19 protein-coding genes are annotated in these 19,054 nt (G+C 53.6%); 5 read left to right on the top strand and 14 right to left on the bottom strand.

Going from position 1 to position 19,054, the window contains the following annotated elements; genetic code table 11:
* Positions 1-3 precede the first annotated feature (3 nt).
* The 3 genes from G6Q29_RS04875 to G6Q29_RS04865 form a co-directional block, all read right to left on the bottom strand.
* On the bottom strand, positions 4-2,547 hold the full coding sequence (locus G6Q29_RS04875) for a fimbria/pilus outer membrane usher protein (RefSeq protein ID WP_165464756.1): 2,544 nt from the start codon (positions 2,545-2,547) through the stop codon (positions 4-6).
* Between the two features lie 26 nt (positions 2,548-2,573).
* On the bottom strand, positions 2,574-3,248 hold the full coding sequence (locus tag G6Q29_RS04870) for a fimbrial biogenesis chaperone (RefSeq protein WP_165464755.1): 675 nt from the start codon (positions 3,246-3,248) through the stop codon (positions 2,574-2,576).
* Between the two features lie 69 nt (positions 3,249-3,317).
* Positions 3,318-3,854 carry a fimbrial protein gene (locus G6Q29_RS04865; protein WP_165464754.1) on the bottom strand — a complete coding sequence of 179 codons (537 nt, stop codon included), beginning with the start codon at positions 3,852-3,854 and terminating at the stop codon, positions 3,318-3,320.
* A gap of 256 nt (positions 3,855-4,110) precedes the next feature.
* On the opposite strand from G6Q29_RS04865, the gene ybiB reads away from it, so the two are divergent.
* Positions 4,111-5,073: a DNA-binding protein YbiB gene (gene ybiB, locus G6Q29_RS04860; protein ID WP_165464753.1), complete on the top strand. Its 963-nt coding sequence runs from the start codon at positions 4,111-4,113 to the stop codon at positions 5,071-5,073.
* Between the two features lie 116 nt (positions 5,074-5,189).
* Here the strand turns inward: ybiB and ybiJ are convergent, their stop codons facing one another.
* The 3 genes from ybiJ to mcbA form a co-directional block, all read right to left on the bottom strand.
* Entirely contained in the window at positions 5,190-5,450 is a 261-nt protein-coding gene (gene ybiJ, locus G6Q29_RS04855; RefSeq protein ID WP_003858474.1) for a DUF1471 family protein YbiJ, read from the bottom strand.
* A 285-nt stretch (positions 5,451-5,735) separates the two neighbouring features.
* Entirely contained in the window at positions 5,736-6,002 is a 267-nt protein-coding gene (locus tag G6Q29_RS04850; RefSeq protein ID WP_165465075.1) for a DksA/TraR family C4-type zinc finger protein, read from the bottom strand.
* Positions 6,003-6,125: 123 nt separating this feature from the next.
* Positions 6,126-6,389 (bottom strand): DUF1471 family periplasmic protein McbA, encoded by a 264-nt coding sequence (mcbA, locus tag G6Q29_RS04845; protein ID WP_003858470.1) that lies wholly within the window; start codon positions 6,387-6,389, stop codon positions 6,126-6,128.
* Positions 6,390-6,631: 242 nt separating this feature from the next.
* Between mcbA and rlmF the strand changes: the two genes are divergently transcribed.
* Complete coding sequence (gene rlmF / locus G6Q29_RS04840; protein ID WP_165464752.1) at positions 6,632-7,543, top strand: 23S rRNA (adenine(1618)-N(6))-methyltransferase RlmF; 912 nt, start codon at positions 6,632-6,634, stop codon at positions 7,541-7,543.
* A gap of 45 nt (positions 7,544-7,588) precedes the next feature.
* Here rlmF and ybiO read toward each other — a convergent pair whose 3' ends face one another.
* The 6 genes from ybiO to rhtA form a co-directional block, all read right to left on the bottom strand.
* Positions 7,589-9,799, bottom strand: coding sequence for a mechanosensitive channel protein (gene ybiO, locus G6Q29_RS04835; protein ID WP_165465074.1), 2,211 nt, complete (start codon positions 9,797-9,799; stop codon positions 7,589-7,591).
* 118 nt (positions 9,800-9,917) lie between these two features.
* Complete coding sequence (glnQ, locus tag G6Q29_RS04830; protein WP_165464751.1) at positions 9,918-10,640, bottom strand: glutamine ABC transporter ATP-binding protein GlnQ; 723 nt, start codon at positions 10,638-10,640, stop codon at positions 9,918-9,920.
* A complete protein-coding gene (gene glnP, locus G6Q29_RS04825; protein WP_003858462.1) occupies positions 10,637-11,296 on the bottom strand; it encodes a glutamine ABC transporter permease GlnP in 660 nt (219 codons plus the stop codon). The genes glnQ and glnP overlap by 4 nt, the downstream gene beginning before the upstream one ends.
* A gap of 92 nt (positions 11,297-11,388) precedes the next feature.
* Positions 11,389-12,132 (bottom strand): glutamine ABC transporter substrate-binding protein GlnH, encoded by a 744-nt coding sequence (gene glnH / locus G6Q29_RS04820; protein ID WP_003858455.1) that lies wholly within the window; start codon positions 12,130-12,132, stop codon positions 11,389-11,391.
* Positions 12,133-12,493: 361 nt separating this feature from the next.
* Complete coding sequence (gene dps / locus G6Q29_RS04815; RefSeq protein ID WP_165464750.1) at positions 12,494-12,997, bottom strand: DNA starvation/stationary phase protection protein Dps; 504 nt, start codon at positions 12,995-12,997, stop codon at positions 12,494-12,496.
* A 298-nt stretch (positions 12,998-13,295) separates the two neighbouring features.
* Positions 13,296-14,183 carry a threonine/homoserine exporter RhtA gene (gene rhtA / locus G6Q29_RS04810; protein ID WP_165464749.1) on the bottom strand — a complete coding sequence of 296 codons (888 nt, stop codon included), beginning with the start codon at positions 14,181-14,183 and terminating at the stop codon, positions 13,296-13,298.
* 354 nt (positions 14,184-14,537) lie between these two features.
* On the opposite strand from rhtA, the gene ompX reads away from it, so the two are divergent.
* Entirely contained in the window at positions 14,538-15,056 is a 519-nt protein-coding gene (ompX, locus tag G6Q29_RS04805) for an outer membrane protein OmpX (protein WP_006809499.1), read from the top strand.
* A gap of 199 nt (positions 15,057-15,255) precedes the next feature.
* On the opposite strand, the gene G6Q29_RS04800 is transcribed toward ompX, so the two are convergent.
* Together G6Q29_RS04800 and mntS are read right to left on the bottom strand one after the other, a co-directional pair.
* Positions 15,256-16,839, bottom strand: a complete 1,584-nt coding sequence (locus tag G6Q29_RS04800; RefSeq protein ID WP_165464748.1) for a phosphoethanolamine transferase — start codon at positions 16,837-16,839, stop codon at positions 15,256-15,258.
* Positions 16,840-17,108: 269 nt separating this feature from the next.
* On the bottom strand, positions 17,109-17,237 hold the full coding sequence (gene mntS, locus G6Q29_RS04795) for a manganase accumulation protein MntS (RefSeq protein WP_165464747.1): 129 nt from the start codon (positions 17,235-17,237) through the stop codon (positions 17,109-17,111).
* Between the two features lie 183 nt (positions 17,238-17,420).
* Here mntS and mntR point away from each other — a divergent pair, with 183 nt between their 5' ends.
* Together mntR and G6Q29_RS04785 are read left to right on the top strand one after the other, a co-directional pair.
* A complete protein-coding gene (mntR, locus tag G6Q29_RS04790; protein WP_165464746.1) occupies positions 17,421-17,894 on the top strand; it encodes a manganese-binding transcriptional regulator MntR in 474 nt (157 codons plus the stop codon).
* Positions 17,891-19,000 (top strand): anion transporter, encoded by a 1,110-nt coding sequence (locus G6Q29_RS04785; protein ID WP_165464745.1) that lies wholly within the window; start codon positions 17,891-17,893, stop codon positions 18,998-19,000. The genes mntR and G6Q29_RS04785 overlap by 4 nt, the downstream gene beginning before the upstream one ends.
* Positions 19,001-19,054: the final 54 nt, after the last annotated feature.

Raw genomic sequence — 19,054 nt, 5'->3', positions numbered from 1 at the left:
TAATCAGTGACACTGCGCGGCAGCGTTAATGATGCTGGATTTCGCTTTCTCATCCGTGAGGGCATAGTCAGCGACGCAGTGCTCGCTCGCCTCCTGCCCCCAGGAAACGCTGAGATGCCCTTGCTGTGGCAGACCCGAGAGGTAGGTCTGACCGTCATTTCCGACAATAAATTCGCTGTCCTTGTCGTCCGTAGTAACCGTTGCGCCGAAGGGCAGCGGTTTTCCGTTTTGCGTGAGCGTCATCAGTACGCGATTGCCCACGCGGGTATTAAAGCTGGCGCGTACCACGGCGCCGCGGGTAGGGGTCACGATCTGCGCGGCGTGGGTGACGTCAGCATCGTCCGGCAGCGTTTCGGTATCCAGCGCAATGGTGTTGTGCCGATAGGCGGTCACGAACGGCACGACGGTATAGCCGCGGAAGTCAGTCTCCACGCCCGTCTGGTTGGTAATATGGGTGCCGTGCGTTCCCGGAGCTTTCACCAGTGCGACCGTCTCTCCGAGCGGCTGACTCAGCGTGATGCCGTTGGCATGGGCAATTACCCCGCCCTGCAAACCTACGTTCAGGGTGTGTTGATACTTATCCTGACTAACCCCTGCGCTCACTTCGCCATAGGTCGCTTTGTAGTCGGCGTTGATGCTGGTGGAATTACCGCTACCGGTACTGCTCAGTCCCTCCTGGATATTCCAGTTGAGGTTGTCTTCTTTCAGGGCCGTACCGTTCAGACCGATGTTCTGCGTGGTGCCGTCTTTGGTATTATTCAGGTTGTACGTGGCCCAGGTGTTATGCATCCAGCGATCCAGCGGAACTGAAACGCTCAGCGAGAACTGGTTGTCGTTCGTTACCTCATTACCGTCTTCATCGCTATCGTGGGTGTTTTTGTTCATGCTGTAGCTAAGGCTGTAGCTTACGCCGTGCCAGCTGTTGTTGTAGCTGACGCTCATGGATGTCATGTCCTGGCTCTGGCTCCAGTAGGTTTCCTTCACCATGCTCAGCGTGACCGCCCCCCAGCCTTCCGGCAGCGTCTGGTCAATAGTTGCTTCGGCGCGGGCGCGGCGCTGCTGGGGAGCAGACCAGTCGTCGGATCGGGTATACGACTCCAGGGTGTCGTCCAGCGTGTAAAACCCCTTGCTGTTATAGCGATAGCCTGCAAGCGTAAAGTTGGTGCCCGAACCGGCGAAATCTTTGCTGTAGCGTACGCGCCATGACTGGCCTTTGCTGGACTGCTGTTTTTTCAGCAGGGCTCTGGCGCGGGTAACGTCGATGGAGAACGCACCCAGATCGCCCATGTTTTTCCCGGCGCCTATTGCCTGCGACTGGTAATGGCTGCTCTGCTGAAGGCCACCATACGCGGTGAAGCCGTCGGGTAAACCGTAGATGGCACTTCCCTGGGCAAACGGCGTCTTTTCAACATCGTTGTCATAAGAGCGATAACGCCCGGCGGTGACGCTGTAACGCAGATTTTTCTCACGCTGCAACACCGGCACGGAGGCATAGGGCACGACGAAATGGCTTTCGCTGCCGTCGGTTTCTTTCACCGTGACCTGGAGATCGCCGTTGCTGCCGGTAGGGTAGAGGTCGTTAATTTCGAACGCCCCCGGTGCGACCGTGTTCTGATAAATGACGTAACCGTTCTGGCGGACCATCACCAGCGCGTTGCTGTGGGCGGTGCCGCGAATAATGGGGGCATAGCCTTTTTCGCTGTCTGGCAGCATATCGTTGTCGGATTTCAGCTCTACGCCGGTGTAGGGCACGCTGTCAAAAACGTCGGAAGGCGAGGAGCTTTGGCCAACGGTGAGGTCGCTTTTCATCGCCACAATATCCCGTTGCGCATAGGTATAAACGGAGGTGAATTTTTGCTCCTCTTCGTTACCCGTGGTGCTGCGATTCCAGGTGGAATAATTACGTACCCGCCAGGCACCGATGTTCAAACCGGGACGCAGGTTGACATACTGGCTGCTGTTATCCTGCTCTCCCTGCTGGCGCGCATGGCTTTGGCTGGCATTTGCGCTGTAGTTAAGCAGACCCGCGTTGATCCCTTCGTCAAATTCTTTGGGGTCGATGTAACCGCGAGGCACCTGGCCCAGCGCCGACTGGGGAATACTCAGCTGCAACTGCTGATTGCGAACGCGAAAGGTCGCAGATGCCGCAGGAATAGCGTTTAAATCGGCACACTGACCTTTTGCCATCAGCTGCGGGTATTTCTGGGTTTTGATTCCAAGGCTTTTTAAATCATCCAGGCTAAAGCAGGGCTGAAGCGTGCTGTTACCCTGAGCATCCTTCATTAATGTAAAGGTTACGTCGCGGGTATCAATTTTCGCGTTATTGATAAACACCGCGACCTGATATTTACCCGGTGCCTGGCCCGGTCCTTTTTCATAGACGGACAGGTCGGTCATACCCTGCTGCGGATTATCAATATCCAGCAGAGCAGGGTTAAAATAATCATCGGCCAAAACCTGCTGCGCAAAGATCGCCATTGCCAGGCCACAAAGAATGACCAGTAATGACGAAATCCGGCAGGTGAACGGCTTTTTATGGCTGTACATGATCATCTTAATTCAGCGATATATTATTAATGAACGGACTTCGACCAGGTATGGCTGATGCTGCCGTAATCAGTAATAATGGAATACACGACGGTCGAGCCTGCGACGTTGCCCGGTAAAGCAAAATGCGTTTCGGTTTTCGGTACGGCCCAGGTCGCTTTTGTGACTTTCTGACCATTCAGCGTGACGGTCTGGAAGTTCATATAGAAGGGCGTGGGGTTATTCACCACTAAATCATTACCTTCACGACGCCATTCTAGTTTATCGGCCACATCGTCTGGTCTGCCTTTTACCGCAGACGGGCGGTACAGCAATTTAATGCGGGTATTAATGGCAATTTGCAGCGTATTTTCGCCGTCTACATGCTTTGAGGACGGTATCGCTTTAATATTCAGCCAGTACAGGGATTCCCTGTCTTCCGGTAAATTCCCGCCCGTACGGACCACGCGCAGGACGTTATCCTCTTTCGCATCCAGACGAAAAAGCGGCGGGGTGATCAGGAATGGGGCTTTGGCCTGGTTTTTACTGCCAGAATCGACCCAGGACTGTACCAGATAATCCGTCGTATCTGGGTTTGAAAGACCAAGAGATGATTCCGTTTTATCTCCCTGATAGACCAGACGAGTACCATTAATAATGACACCCGCATGTGCCGAGGCTGCTATCAGTAAAAGCGTGCTCAGTAAATAACCGTGGCGCATAAAGATTTCTCAATAAATAGAAGAGATATTAATGCCCGCAAGAGCATTAATATCTCAGGATTGATAAGATCAGTTATAAATAACGGTGAAGGTCGATACCGAGTTGGCAGGACCTGCGGTAATTGCTGCCTGGGTCTGAATATAACGCGCACCGAATTCCAGATCGTTAACTGCCGTGCCGGAGGCTAACGGATATTGCTTCGAAGGCGTATACAGGCTGACCGGCTGTCCGGAAGCGTCAACCAGTTGAATTGCCACGCCTGTCGCGGCGTCTGTATCTGGCGTGATTGCCAGTGCGCCGTTGTTATTAACATCCGGCGTACCGCCGAAGTTAATCGCTGCGGAGGTCACCGTTTCCGGGCAATTCGATAACTTAATATCAAACGTCCTTAATGTGCTGGTCGAACCTGCACCCGTGAAAACCGTTTTTGACACTTTACCCAACTCAACATTTAATGGATTACTTAATCCATTCACGACCTGACAGGCAGAATCGATAATTTCGCCGGTAAAATTGATCTGGCCTTCACCGTTGGTTGCTGCAAATGCGGATGCAGAACATCCCACCGTTGCAGCAATAAATAACCCTAATGCAACCTTGTTCATACTAAATCCTGATTTGTTTCTGGCAAAAACGTTGCCTGGACGTTTTCACCGTTGGCCTTTAATGACTTTCAGGTGTTTATTTAATCAAAAAAAGGGCAATCACGAATCTTTTGTCCCAATCACAAATAATGTAAAAAGTGCTTGAGTTAAATTTTTTTAACTGAAAACAGCAGGTTGATAATGATCACAAAACACTATCGGGGGCGTGGTCATCGGGCTATATTGTTAACAAGATGATGCTGTCAGGAGAAATGTCGTGGATTACCGCAAAATTATCAAAGAGGTAGGGCGTGGAAAAAACCACGCCCGGGATCTGGACCAGGAAACGGCCCGTGCGTTGTACACGCATATGCTGAATGGCGACGTGCCAGAGCTGGAAATGGGCGGCATTCTCATTGCGCTGCGCATCAAAGGCGAAGGTGAGGCGGAGATGCGCGGTTTTTATGAGGCCATGCAGTCGCAGACGATGCGTTTAACCCCGCCCGTCACGAAGCCGATGCCGATTGTGATCCCGACCTACAATGGCGCGCGTAAGCAGGCAAACCTCACGCCGCTGCTGGCTATTTTGTTGCAGAAACTTGGTTTCCCGGTGGTGGTGCATGGCGTGAGCGAAGATCCGACGCGCGTGCTGACAGAAACCATTCTGGAATTATTAGGCATCGAACCCACTCTCCATGCCGGCCAGGCGCAGGCAAAACTGGAGGGGAACCAGCCGGTCTATATTCCCGTGCGCGCGCTCTGCCCGCCACTGGAAAAGCAACTGGATATGCGCTGGCGCATGGGTGTACGTAACAGTGCTCATACCCTGGCGAAGCTGGCGACGCCGTTTGCCGAAGACGCCGCGCTGCGTCTTTCCAGCGTCTCCCATCCGGAATACGTGACGCGAGTCGGACAATTTTTTGCCGAAATTGGCGGGCGGGCGCTGCTGATGCACGGGACGGAAGGGGAGGTGTACGCCAACCCGCAGCGTTGTCCACAGATGATGCTGATTGAGCCTGCCGGGACGCGGGTCGTGCTGGAACGTGGGGAAGAGAACAGCGATGCGATCCTGCCTGAGTCGAAAGATCCGCAGGTCACCGCGCACTGGATAGTGCAGTGTCTGGCCGGAAAGGTGCCGGTCCCGCAGTCAATTAAGCTGCAAATGGCCTGCTGTCTGCTGGCGGCAGGAGAAGCGGCATCCGTTGAAGCCGGATTGCAGCGCGTGGCGCAGTTGTTTTAAGCAAAAAAAAGCCCGTCCAGTGGCGGACGGGCAAACAAGGGTAACAACAACAGGGTCAATGAGGGTTGGAGCATCTCACCAGAGGGTATGGCGAGGGTGGAGCATAATTCGTTCGATTACTTGTAGATAACCGCAGTACCGCTCAGCTTGTTATTACCGTTAGTAGACGTGATGGTGTATCCACTTGCGCCGGCAGCGGCAGCTTTTTCAGCCAGTTTTGCTTCCAGACCGTCCAGCGTAGTCGCGCCTTCAGCACTCACCACCCCGATTTTGTTCAGATCCTGCGCCTGGGTAGAGGAGACTGGCTCTACGGCGAAAGCGCCGAAAGACAGAGCGGACAGGGCAACAGCGGCAACAGCATATTTGATGGTTTTCATAGGTAAATTCTCGCAGGTTATTCTGTTAAGGGGACGATGTTCCGTCGATGTGATAAGTATCACGGTTTTTAGCGGAAGATAAAATCGAAGAGAATTGACGTGGTTGCTCAAAAAAATTGAATGACAAATAACTTATTGATTATTAATAAGTTCAGAAACGGAATTGACACTTCTTGTGGATGCGCTTTACAGAAGCCATCGGAAGGGCACGATTTGCTACGCGTTTCGCTAAAAGTCGTGAGCGTAAAGTAAACTGCTGACGCGGTTAACTTCGGTAAAGGAAAGTCAACGTAACTGGCTGTCTTTCGATCCTCTGCGATTATATCCTGAATGTGAAGAATTTTTTGAATCTTTCTCCTGCTGGCAGGCGATACATAGCCGTACGCCGGGAATGGCTTTACGCCGTGCCTCAGGAATCGGATCTCCGCACTCTTCGCATTCCATTAAACTTTCGCCGCGCGGAATTTCACCGCGCGCACGGGCAACCGCATCTTCAATGGTACTGTTGATCTGTTCGTTTACGGCGTCGTCATTTGCCCAGCCGGAAGCCATCATGTTCTCCTGATCTGTTTAAGCCATTTATCTTAATATGGGGTTAAAAAACGCACAGTCAAGGCGAAGGAAGGAAATGAGAACTGCATCCGCCTGGCAGATGCAGTGTGGGAAAAGGGGGCGTTATTTATAGATAGTTGCGGTGCCGTACATATGGTTATCGCCACCGGCGGCGTTCACTACAAAGCCTTTAGCCCCTTCCTGACGCGCTTTTTCGGCCAGCTTGTCCTGAAGGTCATCCAGGTTGCTTGCCCGGCTGACAGAAACCGTCCCCGCCGCACGTAGCTGGCTGGTGTCGTTGCTGTCGGTCAGGGGTTGAACGGACCAGGCTGAGAACGATGCGCCTGCCAGCGCACCCGCAATAATAAAGGTCAGATACTTTTTCATAATCACATCCTCAGGGGAAACAACAGGTGATTCCTCTTAAGTTTAGAAGCCTGACGAGGGTGATTTAGCGCAAAAATTTGATGATGATCTGCTTATTTTTTGAACGATAAATTCTGACATTTTGCTGACAGATCATAGACATACAGGTTGCTGATTTTCGTCGATTTTTTGTGCAGCGCAGACAGATATTTACCCCCGCGCCGTCACAGGGTATCTTACGCGGCTGTTTAAAGGAGAATGCCATGACTTCCCAAAAGCCGGGGTTGCACCCGCGTAACCGCCACCGTAGCCGCTACGACATGAAAGCCCTGTGCCTGAGCTGCCCGGAATTGCAGGATTTTATCGTTCAGACCCCGGCCGGTGAACCGTCGGTAAACTTTGCCGATCCGCTGGCGGTTAAAACGCTGAACAAAGCGCTGCTGGCCCATTTTTATGGCGTTACGCACTGGGACATCCCGGATGGCTTTCTCTGCCCGCCGGTGCCAGGCCGTGCGGATTATGTCCATCATCTTGCCGATCTGCTGGCGGATGACAATGGCGGCGTAGTGCCGAAACAGGCCACCGTGCTTGATATCGGTACGGGCGCGAACCTGATCTACCCCCTGATTGGCGCGCATGAGTACCAGTGGCGGTTTACCGGCAGCGAGATCGGTGTCGAGGCCTTCGCCAGCGCGCAGGCCATTATCAACGCCAACCCGGGGTTAAGCCGGGCCGTTCGTCTGCGTCGTCAGAAGGATGCCGCGGCTATATTCAACGGCATTATTCATAAGAATGAACACTATGATGCCACCCTGTGCAACCCGCCGTTCCACGACTCTGCCGCCTCCGCACGCGCGGGGAGTGAACGCAAGCGGCGTAACCTTGGGCAGTCTGAAGATGGCGCGCTGAACTTTGGTGGCCAGCAGCAGGAGCTGTGGTGCGAGGGCGGGGAAGTGGCATTTATACTGCGCATGATTGCCGAGAGTAAGGGCTTCGGTCGTCAGGTGAAATGGTTTACCACGCTGGTCTCCCGCGGCGATAACCTGCCGCCGCTTTACCGCGCCCTGACCGAAGCCGGTGCGGTTAAAGTGGTCAAAAAAGAGATGGCGCAGGGCCAGAAGCAGAGCCGCTTTATCGCCTGGACCTTTATGGACGATAACAAACGCCGCAAATAGCACCCCTTCGCAGGCCGGGTAAGGCGAAGCCGCCACCCGGCTCGGTTACAGCGTCGGCTCCTGCGGAGGGAGCGGCGAAGCGGGCGGCGACAATACCTGGTACGTCTGCACCGGCGCTCTCACGTCCGCCAGATCGAAGTGTTTTTTCACCATGCTGTCGAGGGCGAAGCGCACCGTCCACTGCTTAAGCGGCTGGGTGGTGAACGACACGCGCAGGGTAAAGGCCGTGTTCGTCAGCCCTACGATGCCCGCGAAAGACGGTTCACCAATTACCAGCCCGCGAATATCCTCCATCTCCATCAGTTCACTCACCGCATCTCGCAGCGCCTGTTTCGCCTTATCGGCGTCCTCGTGACGATCCACATCGTAATTCGCCACCACCGAACCAATGCCGCGCACAAAATTGGCAAAGGTGGTGATCGATGACCACGGAATTATGTGGTACGCGCCGGTATCCTGACGTACGCCGACGGAGCGAATGGACATGCGTTCCACTGTGCCGGTGAGCGGTCCGATGGTCACCAGATCCCCGGTGTTCATCCCGTTCTCAAACTGGATAAAAATGCCGGTGATAATGTCCTTCACCAGCGTCTGCGAACCAAAGGAGATCGCCAGACCCAGGGCGCCAGCGCCCGCCAGCAGCGGGGCGATGTTCACGCCGATTTCCGACAGCACAATCATGATGGTGATGGTACTGATGATCACCGCCAGCGCGTTGCGGCACAGGGTCAGCAGCGTGCGGGCGCGGGCGCTTGGCAGCGGCCTGCCGTGGACATCCGACACCAGACGGTTTTCGATAAGGCTTGCCAGCAGCGTCCAGCCGACGGCGGAGAAGAACAGGATCAGCGCGATACGAATAAGAATATCAACGGTCTTTTCCCCCGCGCCGTTATGCAGCCAGTTCCAGAAATCAAACAGACCCCACGCGTTCAGCAGCAGCATAATTGCCACGCAGACCGTCAGAATACGCGCCACCTTCAGGGATACGGTCATCCAGCCGTTCACCCGCTTTTGCAGTTCAGGGTAATTACGCTGCACCTGCGGCGACAGGGTGATTGTTTTCGACAGCCAGCGGGAGAGCAGGCCTGAGACAAAGGCCGCTATGCCGATAATCGCCAGGCTTTTGAACGTTGCCCCCATCATAAATTTCAGGCTGTTGCCCGGGTCGAACAGGGAGAAGAAACAGAGCACAATAAAATAGGCGCTGGCCAGCCAGTGCCACACCAGCGCAAAGGCGCGAATAAAGAGGCTGAAAAAGGAGAGGGAGCGATCGGCCAGGTGCAGCAGGCTGTCGGTGATCGCTTTTTTATTGTGGAAAATGAGGTACAGCGCCCAGACGGTAATGCAGAGCATGATCAGCACGTTCGCCAGCGCGCCGAACTGCACGTTAACCTGGTTGGAAATAATGGGAACGGCAACCAGCAGGCCATAACCGATCAACCCGCTCAGCACGCTGAGCCGCACCGCCCAGTATTTGGCGCTCCGATCCGAAATGGCGAAGGGGCGAAGGTCCGGCACGCGCGGGCAGAAGATCAACCGCAGGAGAGCTTTAAAGAACTCAATCAGGGCAAACGCATTGAGGAACAGTCCCTGCTGAAACGCGATGGTTTTGTTTCCGGTATTAAGACGGTCGGCCAGCATCTGGCCGACAAACAGTGTCAGAGCCAGCAGCAGCAGATCGATGATGAAGGCTCCGGTAATCATTGCCGGAAGATGCAGCCAGCTACTTTTATGCTGATTCTTTTTGCGTCCCCACTGGCCCATCTTCCGGTAAAGCGGCCAGACAGACAGGCGTAACAGCCAGTAAAAAATGAATACGGCGCCGGCCAGAATAGCAAACTGCGTGGCGGCTGCGGAAAAGGTGTAGGGATTAAAAGGCTTATGCGAGGTGCCAACCAGGTTACGATAGAGCTGGGCAAAACGCGACGACAGGGCTTCACCGTAGCGGCGACTGATGTCGGTGACGTTTTCCAGCACCGTTTTTTCTTCTTCTGCTTCCGGTGGCGCAATAGCGGGAACCGGATCCTGAGGCGGCGTGGCGGCAACCTTCCTTAGCCGATCGATTAACTCCTGCCGGGACGTGTCGTTCTCAAGCACGTCGGCAAGCGCGCCGTAGGCGGCTTTTTTCTGTTCAGCGTCTGGTTCTGGCGGCGCATTTTGCTGGGTGGCGGTGGCCCCGCTGGTGACGCCGGGAAGGGTTACAGCAAGTGATGGCGCGCTAAACAGGCTAAACAGTAGCAACAGGATCCACGGCACGGCGTCCTCCGACAAAAATATCGTGCAAAATGATAAGTATAGAGCGCGGGGAGCGGAGGGGAGGTTTTGAGAACAATCCGGCGTAAAAAAGCCGGGCATGCCCGGCTCTGTGTGGCTATCAGGAGACGTGTTGCAGGAACTCCTGGAGGCGCTGGCTTGGTGGGTTCGCAATCAGCGCCTGCGGATCACCGTCTTCCGCGATACGGCCCTTATCAATAAAGATCAGACGGGACGCCACTTTTTCGGCAAAGCCGATTTCGTGGGTCACGATCACCATCGTCATCCCTTCTTCCGCAAGATCCTGCATAACTTTCAGCACTTCGTGACGCAGCTCCGGGTCGAGTGCGGACGTCGGCTCATCAAACAGCATCATCTTTGGCTTCACCGCCAGCGCGCGAGCAATTGCCACGCGCTGCTGCTGGCCACCGGACAGCTCAGAGGGATAGTGGTGGGCACGCTCCGCCAGCCCAACCTTCGCCAGCAGATCTTTTGCCAGCGCTTCCGCTGCCGCTTTGCTGGCCCCGCGCACGCGCAGAGGACCGAACATCACGTTTTCCAGCGCCGTCAGGTGCGGGAACAGGTAGAACTGCTGGAACACCATACCCGCTTCCTGGCGGATCAGGCGCTCGTCCACTTTCGGATCGTTAACCTTCAGGCCATCGACAATCAGGTCGCCGCTGGTTATCTCCTCCAGCTTGTTGATACAGCGCAGCAGGGTAGATTTACCGGAACCTGACGGCCCAATAATGACCACCACTTCACCCTGCTTAATGTTCAAATCAATATTGTGCAGCACCTGGGTTGGACCAAAGTGCTTGGAAACGTTTTTAAATTCAATCACAGGATTTTCATCCTTCTTTCAAGACGACGCAGAACGAAGCTCAGAACCAGAGTAATGATCAGGTAGACAACGGCTACCGCACTCCAGATTTCCAGCGCGCGGAAGTTGCCCGCAATAATTTCCTGTCCCTGGCGGGTCAGTTCAGCCACGCCGATAACAATGAACAGCGACGTATCTTTAATGCTGATGATCCACTGGTTACCCAGCGGTGGCAGCATGCGGCGCAGCGCCAGCGGGAGAATAACGTGGCGGATCGTTTCGCGGCGTGAAAGGCCCAACGCCAGACCGGCTTCGCTGAAGCCTTTATGAATCGACAGCACCGCACCGCGGGTGATTTCCGCAATGTAGGCACCGGAGTTGATCATGATGGTGACAACGGCGGCGCTGAACGGGTCAATGCGCAGGTCCGTGAAGGCCATTGGCAGGGCAAAGTAGATGAACATGACCTGCACCACAATGGGGGTGCCGCGGATCACTTCGATGAAAACCAGCGCGATGTGGTTTGCAATCCAGCCGCCGTAGGTGCGGGCGAAACCGGCCACCAGACCGATAATCAACCCGCCAACCAGACCGAGGACCGAAATCCACAGGGTCATTTTAGCGCCTTCAAGCAACAGAGGAATGGCAGGCCAGATGGCGCTCCAGTCAAACTGCATGATGTATTCCTGTATACCGTGGTGAAAACCAAAAACGTAGGCCCGGTAAGCGTAAGCGCCACCGGGCGTTACAAACCTGACGTCAGGTGAAATTATTTAGGCTCGGTACCGAACCATTTTTTATAGATTTCGTTATAGGTGCCGTTCTCTTTCAGGGTTTTCAGCGCGCCGTTCACTTTGTTCCGCAGGTCGTCGCTGCCTTTCGGGAACGCAATACCGTACTGCTGCGCTTCCAGAGAGTCGCCTACCGCTTTGAACTTGCCGTTACCGGCAGTTTTGATGAAGTAAAGGATGTTAGGCGTGTCGTGCAGCACCGCGTCAGCGCGGTTGGTGCCCAGTTCCATGTACGCGTTGTCGATGTTCGGGAACTGACGCAGGTCTTTGGTTTTGATGTTGGCTTTCGCGTAATCAACGGAGCCGGTTCCGCTCTTCACGGCGACCACTTTACCGTCGAGATCTTTCACGCTTTTCACGTCGTTGTTATCCGCTTTCACCATCACCAGCAGGCCGCTTTTGTAGTAGCCGTCAGAGAAATCGATGGCTTTTTTACGCTCTTCGGTAATGGTGATGCCTGCCAGCGCCAGGTCAACGTTTTTGGTTTGCAGTGCCGGGATAATGCCGCTGAAATCCATTGGCTTCAGGGTGTAATCCAGTTTGAGTTCTTTTGCGACAGCGGCCCACAGATCAACGTCAAAACCAACGTATTTATCACCCTGTTTGAATTCAAACGGTACGAACGCCGTGTCGGTCGCCACAACCAGTTTGTCGGCAGCCTGCGAGGACACCGCAAACGCCAGGGTAAGTGCAGCCAGTGAAACTTTTAATACAGACTTCATAGCATTTCCTTTTATATCCACGGGGCAATCCCCTGCGAGAACCTCTGGCACAATGAAAAAATCATGCCAGTTTTACAAGTTGTTGTTTTGCAAAGGGGACGATGTCACGCATTGCACAAAAAGCGTGGCAACTCTGTCAGGTTGCACCAGAATGGAGCACCGTTTTGGTGCGTTTCGTTAAGGTCTTCTGACAGGGGGATATTTAGCGCAGAATCTGACGAAAAAACAATCTTCCATTAACGGTTGTGTGAGGTGATTATTACATTTTATTTACTTTTGCGGCCGTTGCGGACAAAAGTGCGCACCATAAATGTGCAAAACCCCCGCCAGGGGCGAGGGCATTTCGGAAAATCCGCAGGGATTATTCGATGTTGGACTCAATGAACCACAGGAACTGATCCAGGTCACGTGACGCGGCAGTGAAGATATCGGCGGTGTCTTCATCTTTGGCTTCGCTAATTGCTTTACGCACATCGTTCGCCACAATCGCGTAACGGTCAGCCAGCTCTTTCAGGTGATCCTGAACGGTGTGGATATCCAGCGGATAGCTTTTCAGTGGCGTTTTGCTGTTGATCACCTGTGTGGTACCCAGTGCCACACCGCCCAGCTGTACGGCGCGCTCGGCCATGGTATCCAGATGAGTCACCAGTGCTGTGCGGAAGCCATCCAGCATTTCATGAACGGCAATAAAGTTTGCACCGCGCATATTCCAGTGAGCCTGTTTGGTGATCAGCGAAAGATCGATGAACTGGACAACCTGGCGATTCAGCAGCTCAATGGTCGCTTTTTTATCGCTATCCGATACATCGTTACGGGTATAAAGCAGATTAGACGCTTTCGTTTTCACCAGTTTAGCGGTACTCATAATCTCATATCCTCTTGATGTTTGTGTCCCAGGTAATTACGGAACTAAGTATAGCACCGGATTTATTGTCTGCGGTTTGGTGCTGCCTATTGGTTTAATAGCGAAAGGAAGGTTGTATTATTAAGTTTCTGAAATATAGGTGTTTTATTTAAGTTGATACAGATCAATCTTAATTCACTCTCCAGGAAAGAGGTCAGGTGAAATATTTTGGCAATATGAGAGATTTTGTAAGAAATTATTTGAGCCACTGACGTGGCCTATATTCTGCATGGCGGGTGAGCCATGCAGAATTAAAAGCTTAGTTAAGGTCAATTTTATGAACTTTTGGGTCCGGGCGCATGGTCAACGTGGAGCCCATAGACGCCGCGATAATGGAACAGAGTGCCAGCGTTTGCACCAGGGTCAGGGTTTCCCCGAGGAAAATCATTCCTGAGATGGCAGCCAGCGCGGGCTCCATGCTCATGAGCGTACCAAATATGCGAGTGGGCAGACGCGTCAGAGCGATCATCTCCAGAGAGTAGGGAAGCGCCGTAGAGAGAATGGCGACCGCCAGCCCAACCGGCAGGATGGACCACTGCCATATAGAGTCCGCGGCTTGTGCCATTCCGATCGGGACAAAGATGATGGCGGCAATCAGCGAGCCTAAGGCGACCGTCGCGGGACCGTGTTCTTCACCCGCACGCTGGCCTGTGAGAATGTAAACCGCCCAGCACGCCCCCGCCCCCAGCGCCAGAGCGGCCCCTGTCAGATCGATTTGTGAAACACTTTGACCTAGCGGCAGCAGGAACCATAGCCCCAGGACGGCCAGTATGACCCAGATAAAGTCCACCGGACGACGCGAAGAAAAGAGGGCAACCGCCAGCGGGCCGGTAAATTCAAGCGCAACCGCGATCCCCAGCGGGATGGTCTGAATAGAGAGATAGAACAGGTAGTTCATCCCTCCCAGCGCCAGCCCATAAAAGAGCAGGGGCAGTCGCTGCGCCTTTTTAAAACGTAGCCGCCAGGGTTTAAAGATAACCACCAGGATTAGGGTGCCTAGTGCGATACGCAGCGCCGTGACGCCGGGCGCACCAACCAGCGGAAAAAGCGATTTTGCCAGCGATGCGCCGCTTTGAATGGACATCATCGCGATAAGTATGACTGCCACCGGCATCCAGACCGACGATTTACGAGATACACCAGGCATCCTTTCTCCTGTCAATTAATGTCAAAAGAGGTAAAAGTCGCAGTGTAATGGAAATAAGCTGCAACGGTTGAGCTACTGTTGAAAAAAAACCAGGGAAAATCCGTAAAATGTGAAAACGTTGATGATTTTATCGCCTGAAAGATTAGGAATAATCTGGATGAACTAAAAGGTGATGACGCGCACTATTAGCGTTTAGCAGTGAAAATCTGGTGTTATTTTAACGAGATAGCTGGTGTTGGAAACGTTCTGTTACAGGAAAGGTCTCATTAGACATCGTGAATGACAAAGAGTTTCACAGAATTTTTTGATATATTTAAAACTTACGGACTTACTTGAAGCACATTTGAGGTGGTTATGAAAAAAATTGCATGTCTTTCAGCACTGGCAGCTGTTCTGGCTGTTTCCGCAGGTACCGCTGTAGCGGCAACTTCTACTGTAACCGGTGGTTACGCTCAGAGCGATATGCAGGGCGTGATGAACAAAACCAACGGTTTCAACCTGAAGTACCGTTACGAGCAAGACAACAACCCGCTGGGTGTGATCGGTTCTTTCACTTACACCGAGAAAGATCGTACTGAAAATGGCTCTTACAATAAAGGTCAGTACTACGGCATCACCGCGGGTCCTGCTTACCGCCTGAATGACTGGGCAAGCATCTACGGTGTTGTAGGTGTTGGCTACGGTAAATTCCAGCAGACCGAAAACGAAGGTCTGAACCGCACTGCAAGCAACAGCGACTACGGCTTCTCCTATGGCGCGGGTATGCAGTTCAACCCAATCGAAAACGTTGCACTGGACTTCTCCTATGAGCAGAGCCGTATCCGCAACGTTGACGTTGGCACCTGGATCGCGGGCGTAGGTTACCGCTTCTAATCACTTCGGTGAGCCAGTAAAAAATCCGCCCATTGTGGCGGATTTTTTTTATGGAAGGTAAAAGCAAAACGGCAACCAGAGGTTGCCGTTTTTAGCGCACTAACCCTCTCCTACAGGGAGAGGGAATTGTCAGGTTTTCTCCCTCTCCCCGTGGGAGAGGGCCAGGGTGAGGGCATCAGCCCGCACGAAACGGCAGAAATTACTTACTCTTAATATCGAAAATATCGGTCCCAAGATGGTTATAATCGACTTTCTGTAACTTAAAGTTGGTAATGTAAACTGGCGGGCCCTTCTTCCCGGAGATAAACGGGTAATCATTTTTTATCTCTTTCGCCTTAATCCCCGTCCACTGTGAGAAGAATTTCAGGAAATCGTTCGCGGAACGGCGCGCTTTTATAATGCGATGCGTTTTGTCATCACTCGACAGCACCATAAACGGTACCTGGAAGTTTTGCTGGAACTTGTCATCGTGTGCCAGATACTGCACCTGTTTACCGCGCTCCTTAAATGCCAGACCGTGGTCAGAGAAATAGACCATCGAGAAGCTGTCGCCGCTGTTGCGCAGCTGTGCGTACAGCTTGCTGAGCAGATCGTCGGTTTGCGTCATGGTGTAGAGATAACACGAGGTCTCTTTGGATTGCACAAACTCCGCATATTTTCCCCCGGTACGATCGCATGCCTGCGGGTGTGACCCCATCAGGTGCAGGACAATCAGCTGCGGCTGGGTGCGCTGGGTGGCGAAAACCTGCGCGGTCATTTTTAACAGCGCTTCATCCTGCGTATTTTTGTCCGCTTCAAAGTCACCGCTTTTCAGGAACTGCACCTCGTCGGCACGCTTCGCGATGCTGGCAATGGCGGTATCATACTCGCCGATCTGTCCCTGGTTGGAGAACCACCATGTCTGAAAACCTGCCCGGTTGGCCAGGGTGACAACGTTATCCTGAAACTGCGGTTTTCCATCCACCACGCGGTTGAGCGTCAGACCGAGTGATTTCTGCGTCGAGCCGCTGGCCGCCACGTAGTCGGTAAACAGCGTACCGTTGACGGTGCTGGCAAACGGCGTGTTATCCCAGTGACCGCCAAACGCGCCGAGGGCATCGCGACGCGCGCTTTCACCGATCACCACCACGTAGGTGTGATACTTCGGTTTCACCGCCAGCACGTTCCAGGTGTCTTTCATGGTGGAAAGCTCGGCCATACGCGCCTGCTCGTCGAGTACTTCCTCGTTATTCACCACCACGTCTTTGACGAAGCGAAATACCGGATAACCGGTATCTTTAAGCTTAAACACGCCGCCCCAGGCCAGATTTTGTACCGGCGCAACAAAAAACGTCACCACGCTAAAGGCCAGGCACAGGCTTTCAATTTTACCCCATGCTTTTTTCCCGACCTGCTTACGGCGAACCGCAATCACGCCGAGGGCAAAAATGAAAAGGCCAACCACGTAGTTGTACCACGGGAAGATCGTCAGGATCTCCGTGGACTCTTCCATATTGGTGGAATGGAGCGCCAGCAGGGTATTAAAGTTCGGCGCGCCATAGGCCTGGCCAAACGGGAAATAGGCGGCAGCAACCAGAGAACAGATCCCGATAAGCACTTTCTGTACGCGCGGTGCGCTTCGCCACAGCAGGTGAAGTATACAGGTGAACCCGACGGCATAAAGCAGGCTAAAGGGGTAGCCAAGAGCAAAGTTAATCAACAGCGATTGCAAAAAATAGAATCCCGTCCACGGGCTTAAGGCCCGGCTGCGGGTAACAAGTGTATCAATCAGGGTTACGTTCATAGATCACTATCACGAAAACGCCATGTGCTCACCCTGGCGTCAAGGGTCAAAGCCTGCCGGACAGTGCGTGGAAAGGGAATGAGAGGTCCGCTTCAGCGAGCCGCAAATTGTGCAGGGCTGCAAGAAGATAGTGCGAGCGTGAATTAAGGTCAACAGTTGCTAAACAGATGTTTTGCGAAGAGGGCTGCAAATCCGCAAAAATAATCGGGAACAGGCCAGTTTACAACGGAAGTGTGACGGGAAAATGAAGCGGCGTACCGCGACGCCGCTTAGTGGGAAGAGTTGTCGTCCTGCTGTGGTTTGCCGTTAAACATATCGCACAGCATGTTCAACAGCATCAGGCGCACTTTAAAAGGAGAGTGGGTAAACACGTTCATACACCTCTTGAATTCATTCATAAGACCTCCTGATTCATGATCCCTTCGATCCGTGAAGGGTGACTGCATTACATACAGATATAGCACAGGCTATATTGTATAGCTATGGCTAATTCGTTAATTTTTTGTGCTTGTAGAGCTATGGTTTACAATGTGCGCTCCGTTACAGGGCGCTGGAAGCGTCAACCCCATTGAGGAAGCACAATGAACCGTCGCGCAGGTAAGCCAACTACAAAAAAAACGACGCAACTGGTGAACGTTGAAGAGCATGTGGAAGGCTTCCGCCAGGTACGCGAGGCGCACCGCCGGGAGCTGATTGATGATTATGTCGAACTGATCTCCGATCTGATTCGTGAGGTTGGAGAAGCGCGCCAGGTTGATATGGCCGCACGCCTGGGGGTGTCGCAGCCAACCGTTGCCAAAATGTTAAAACGTCTGGCGTCGGTCGGGCTGATCGAGATGATCCCCTGGCGCGGGGTGTTTCTCACCGCTGAGGGTGAAAAGCTGGCGCAGGAGAGCCGCGAGCGCCATCAGATCGTCGAGAATTTTTTACTGGTGCTGGGCGTCAGCCCGGAAATTGCCCGTCGGGATGCCGAAGGGATGGAACACCACGTCAGCGAAGAGACGCTGGCGAAGTTCCGCGAATTTACGCTCCAATATGGTCCTTCCGCTGAATGAACATCCCCGGCTTGCAGGCCCTGAAACGCGATCGCTTTTTCCATCTTTTACTGATCACTGGCGTTGGGCTCAGCGTCTTTGTGCCCTTCACGCCGCACGCCTGGCCTGCGGCAATAGACTGGCGCACCATCATTACCCTGAGCGGTTTGATGATGCTCACCAAAGGCGTGGAGCTGAGCGGCTATTTTGACGTGCTGGGGCGCAAAATGGTGCGCCGATTCGCCACCGAGCGCAAGCTGGCCCTGTTCATGGTTTTTTCAGCGGCGCTGTTGTCGACGTTTCTCACTAATGACGTGGCGCTTTTTATCGTGGTGCCGCTTACGCTCACGCTGCGTAAGCTGTGCGAAATACCGGTTACCCGTCTGATTATCTTTGAAGCGCTGGCCGTCAATGCGGGCTCTCTGCTCACGCCGATCGGTAACCCGCAGAACATTCTGCTGTGGGGACGCTCCGGCCTGTCGTTTACCGCATTTACCGGGCAGATGGCGCCGCTGGCGCTGGCGATCGTGGCGACGCTTCTGGTGGTGGGCTGGTTTGCTTTCCCGGATAAATCGTTACAGTACCACAGCGGTACAACCGGCCCCCAGTGGCAGCCGCGTCTCGTCTGGAGCTGCCTGGGGCTGTATATCGTTTTCCTTACCGCGCTGGAATTAAACCAGGCGCTGGCGGGCGCGCTGCTGGTGGCGTGCGGCTTCCTGTTCCTTGCCCGGCGGGTGCTGGTGAGCGTTGACTGGACGCTGCTGCTGGTGTTTATGGCGATGTTTATTGACGTCCATCTGCTGATCCAGCTCCCGGTATTGCAGAACGTTCTCCATAGCGTCAGCGGTCTGTCGCAGCCAGGGTTATGGCTGACGGCAATTGGACTCTCGCAGGCGATCAGTAACGTACCGTCCACCATTTTACTGCTGAACTATGTTCCCCCTACGGTACTGCTGGCGTGGGCGGTCAACGTCGGCGGATTTGGGCTGCTGCCCGGCTCGCTGGCAAACCTTATCGCCCTGCGCATGGCCAACGATCGCCGCATCTGGTGGCGCTTCCATGTATGGTCAATCCCGATGCTGCTCTGGTCTGCGGCGGTCGGTTTCGGACTATTCCTTCTCATATAGTGCGCAATTTGTCAGTTTTTCCTGGCAAATGTATAGCAACGTCCTAGCTTTAGT

The organism is Enterobacter cloacae (genome assembly GCF_011078175.1).
GTDB classification, from domain to species: domain Bacteria; phylum Pseudomonadota; class Gammaproteobacteria; order Enterobacterales; family Enterobacteriaceae; genus Enterobacter; species Enterobacter cloacae_Q.
The sequence above is the reverse complement of the archived record's forward strand: the minus strand, read 5'-3'. Positions and strand labels throughout refer to the sequence as shown.

Coding starts and splice junctions, on each gene's coding strand:
- mcbA (WP_003858470.1), bottom strand. CDS start 6,389: ATGAAAAAGTATCTGACCTTTATTATTGCGGGTGCGCTGGCAGGCGCA.
- G6Q29_RS04800 (WP_165464748.1), bottom strand. CDS start 16,839: ATGAACGTAACCCTGATTGATACACTTGTTACCCGCAGCCGGGCCTTA.
- G6Q29_RS04785 (WP_165464745.1), top strand. CDS start 17,891: ATGAACATCCCCGGCTTGCAGGCCCTGAAACGCGATCGCTTTTTCCAT.
- G6Q29_RS04870 (WP_165464755.1), bottom strand. CDS start 3,248: ATGCGCCACGGTTATTTACTGAGCACGCTTTTACTGATAGCAGCCTCG.
- ybiJ (WP_003858474.1), bottom strand. CDS start 5,450: ATGAAAACCATCAAATATGCTGTTGCCGCTGTTGCCCTGTCCGCTCTG.
- glnH (WP_003858455.1), bottom strand. CDS start 12,132: ATGAAGTCTGTATTAAAAGTTTCACTGGCTGCACTTACCCTGGCGTTT.
- mntS (WP_165464747.1), bottom strand. CDS start 17,237: ATGAATGAATTCAAGAGGTGTATGAACGTGTTTACCCACTCTCCTTTT.
- G6Q29_RS04850 (WP_165465075.1), bottom strand. CDS start 6,002: ATGGCTTCCGGCTGGGCAAATGACGACGCCGTAAACGAACAGATCAAC.
- G6Q29_RS04865 (WP_165464754.1), bottom strand. CDS start 3,854: ATGAACAAGGTTGCATTAGGGTTATTTATTGCTGCAACGGTGGGATGT.
- mntR (WP_165464746.1), top strand. CDS start 17,421: ATGAACCGTCGCGCAGGTAAGCCAACTACAAAAAAAACGACGCAACTG.
- glnP (WP_003858462.1), bottom strand. CDS start 11,296: ATGCAGTTTGACTGGAGCGCCATCTGGCCTGCCATTCCTCTGTTGCTT.
- G6Q29_RS04875 (WP_165464756.1), bottom strand. CDS start 2,547: ATGTACAGCCATAAAAAGCCGTTCACCTGCCGGATTTCGTCATTACTG.
- dps (WP_165464750.1), bottom strand. CDS start 12,997: ATGAGTACCGCTAAACTGGTGAAAACGAAAGCGTCTAATCTGCTTTAT.
- rlmF (WP_165464752.1), top strand. CDS start 6,632: ATGACTTCCCAAAAGCCGGGGTTGCACCCGCGTAACCGCCACCGTAGC.
- ompX (WP_006809499.1), top strand. CDS start 14,538: ATGAAAAAAATTGCATGTCTTTCAGCACTGGCAGCTGTTCTGGCTGTT.
- rhtA (WP_165464749.1), bottom strand. CDS start 14,183: ATGCCTGGTGTATCTCGTAAATCGTCGGTCTGGATGCCGGTGGCAGTC.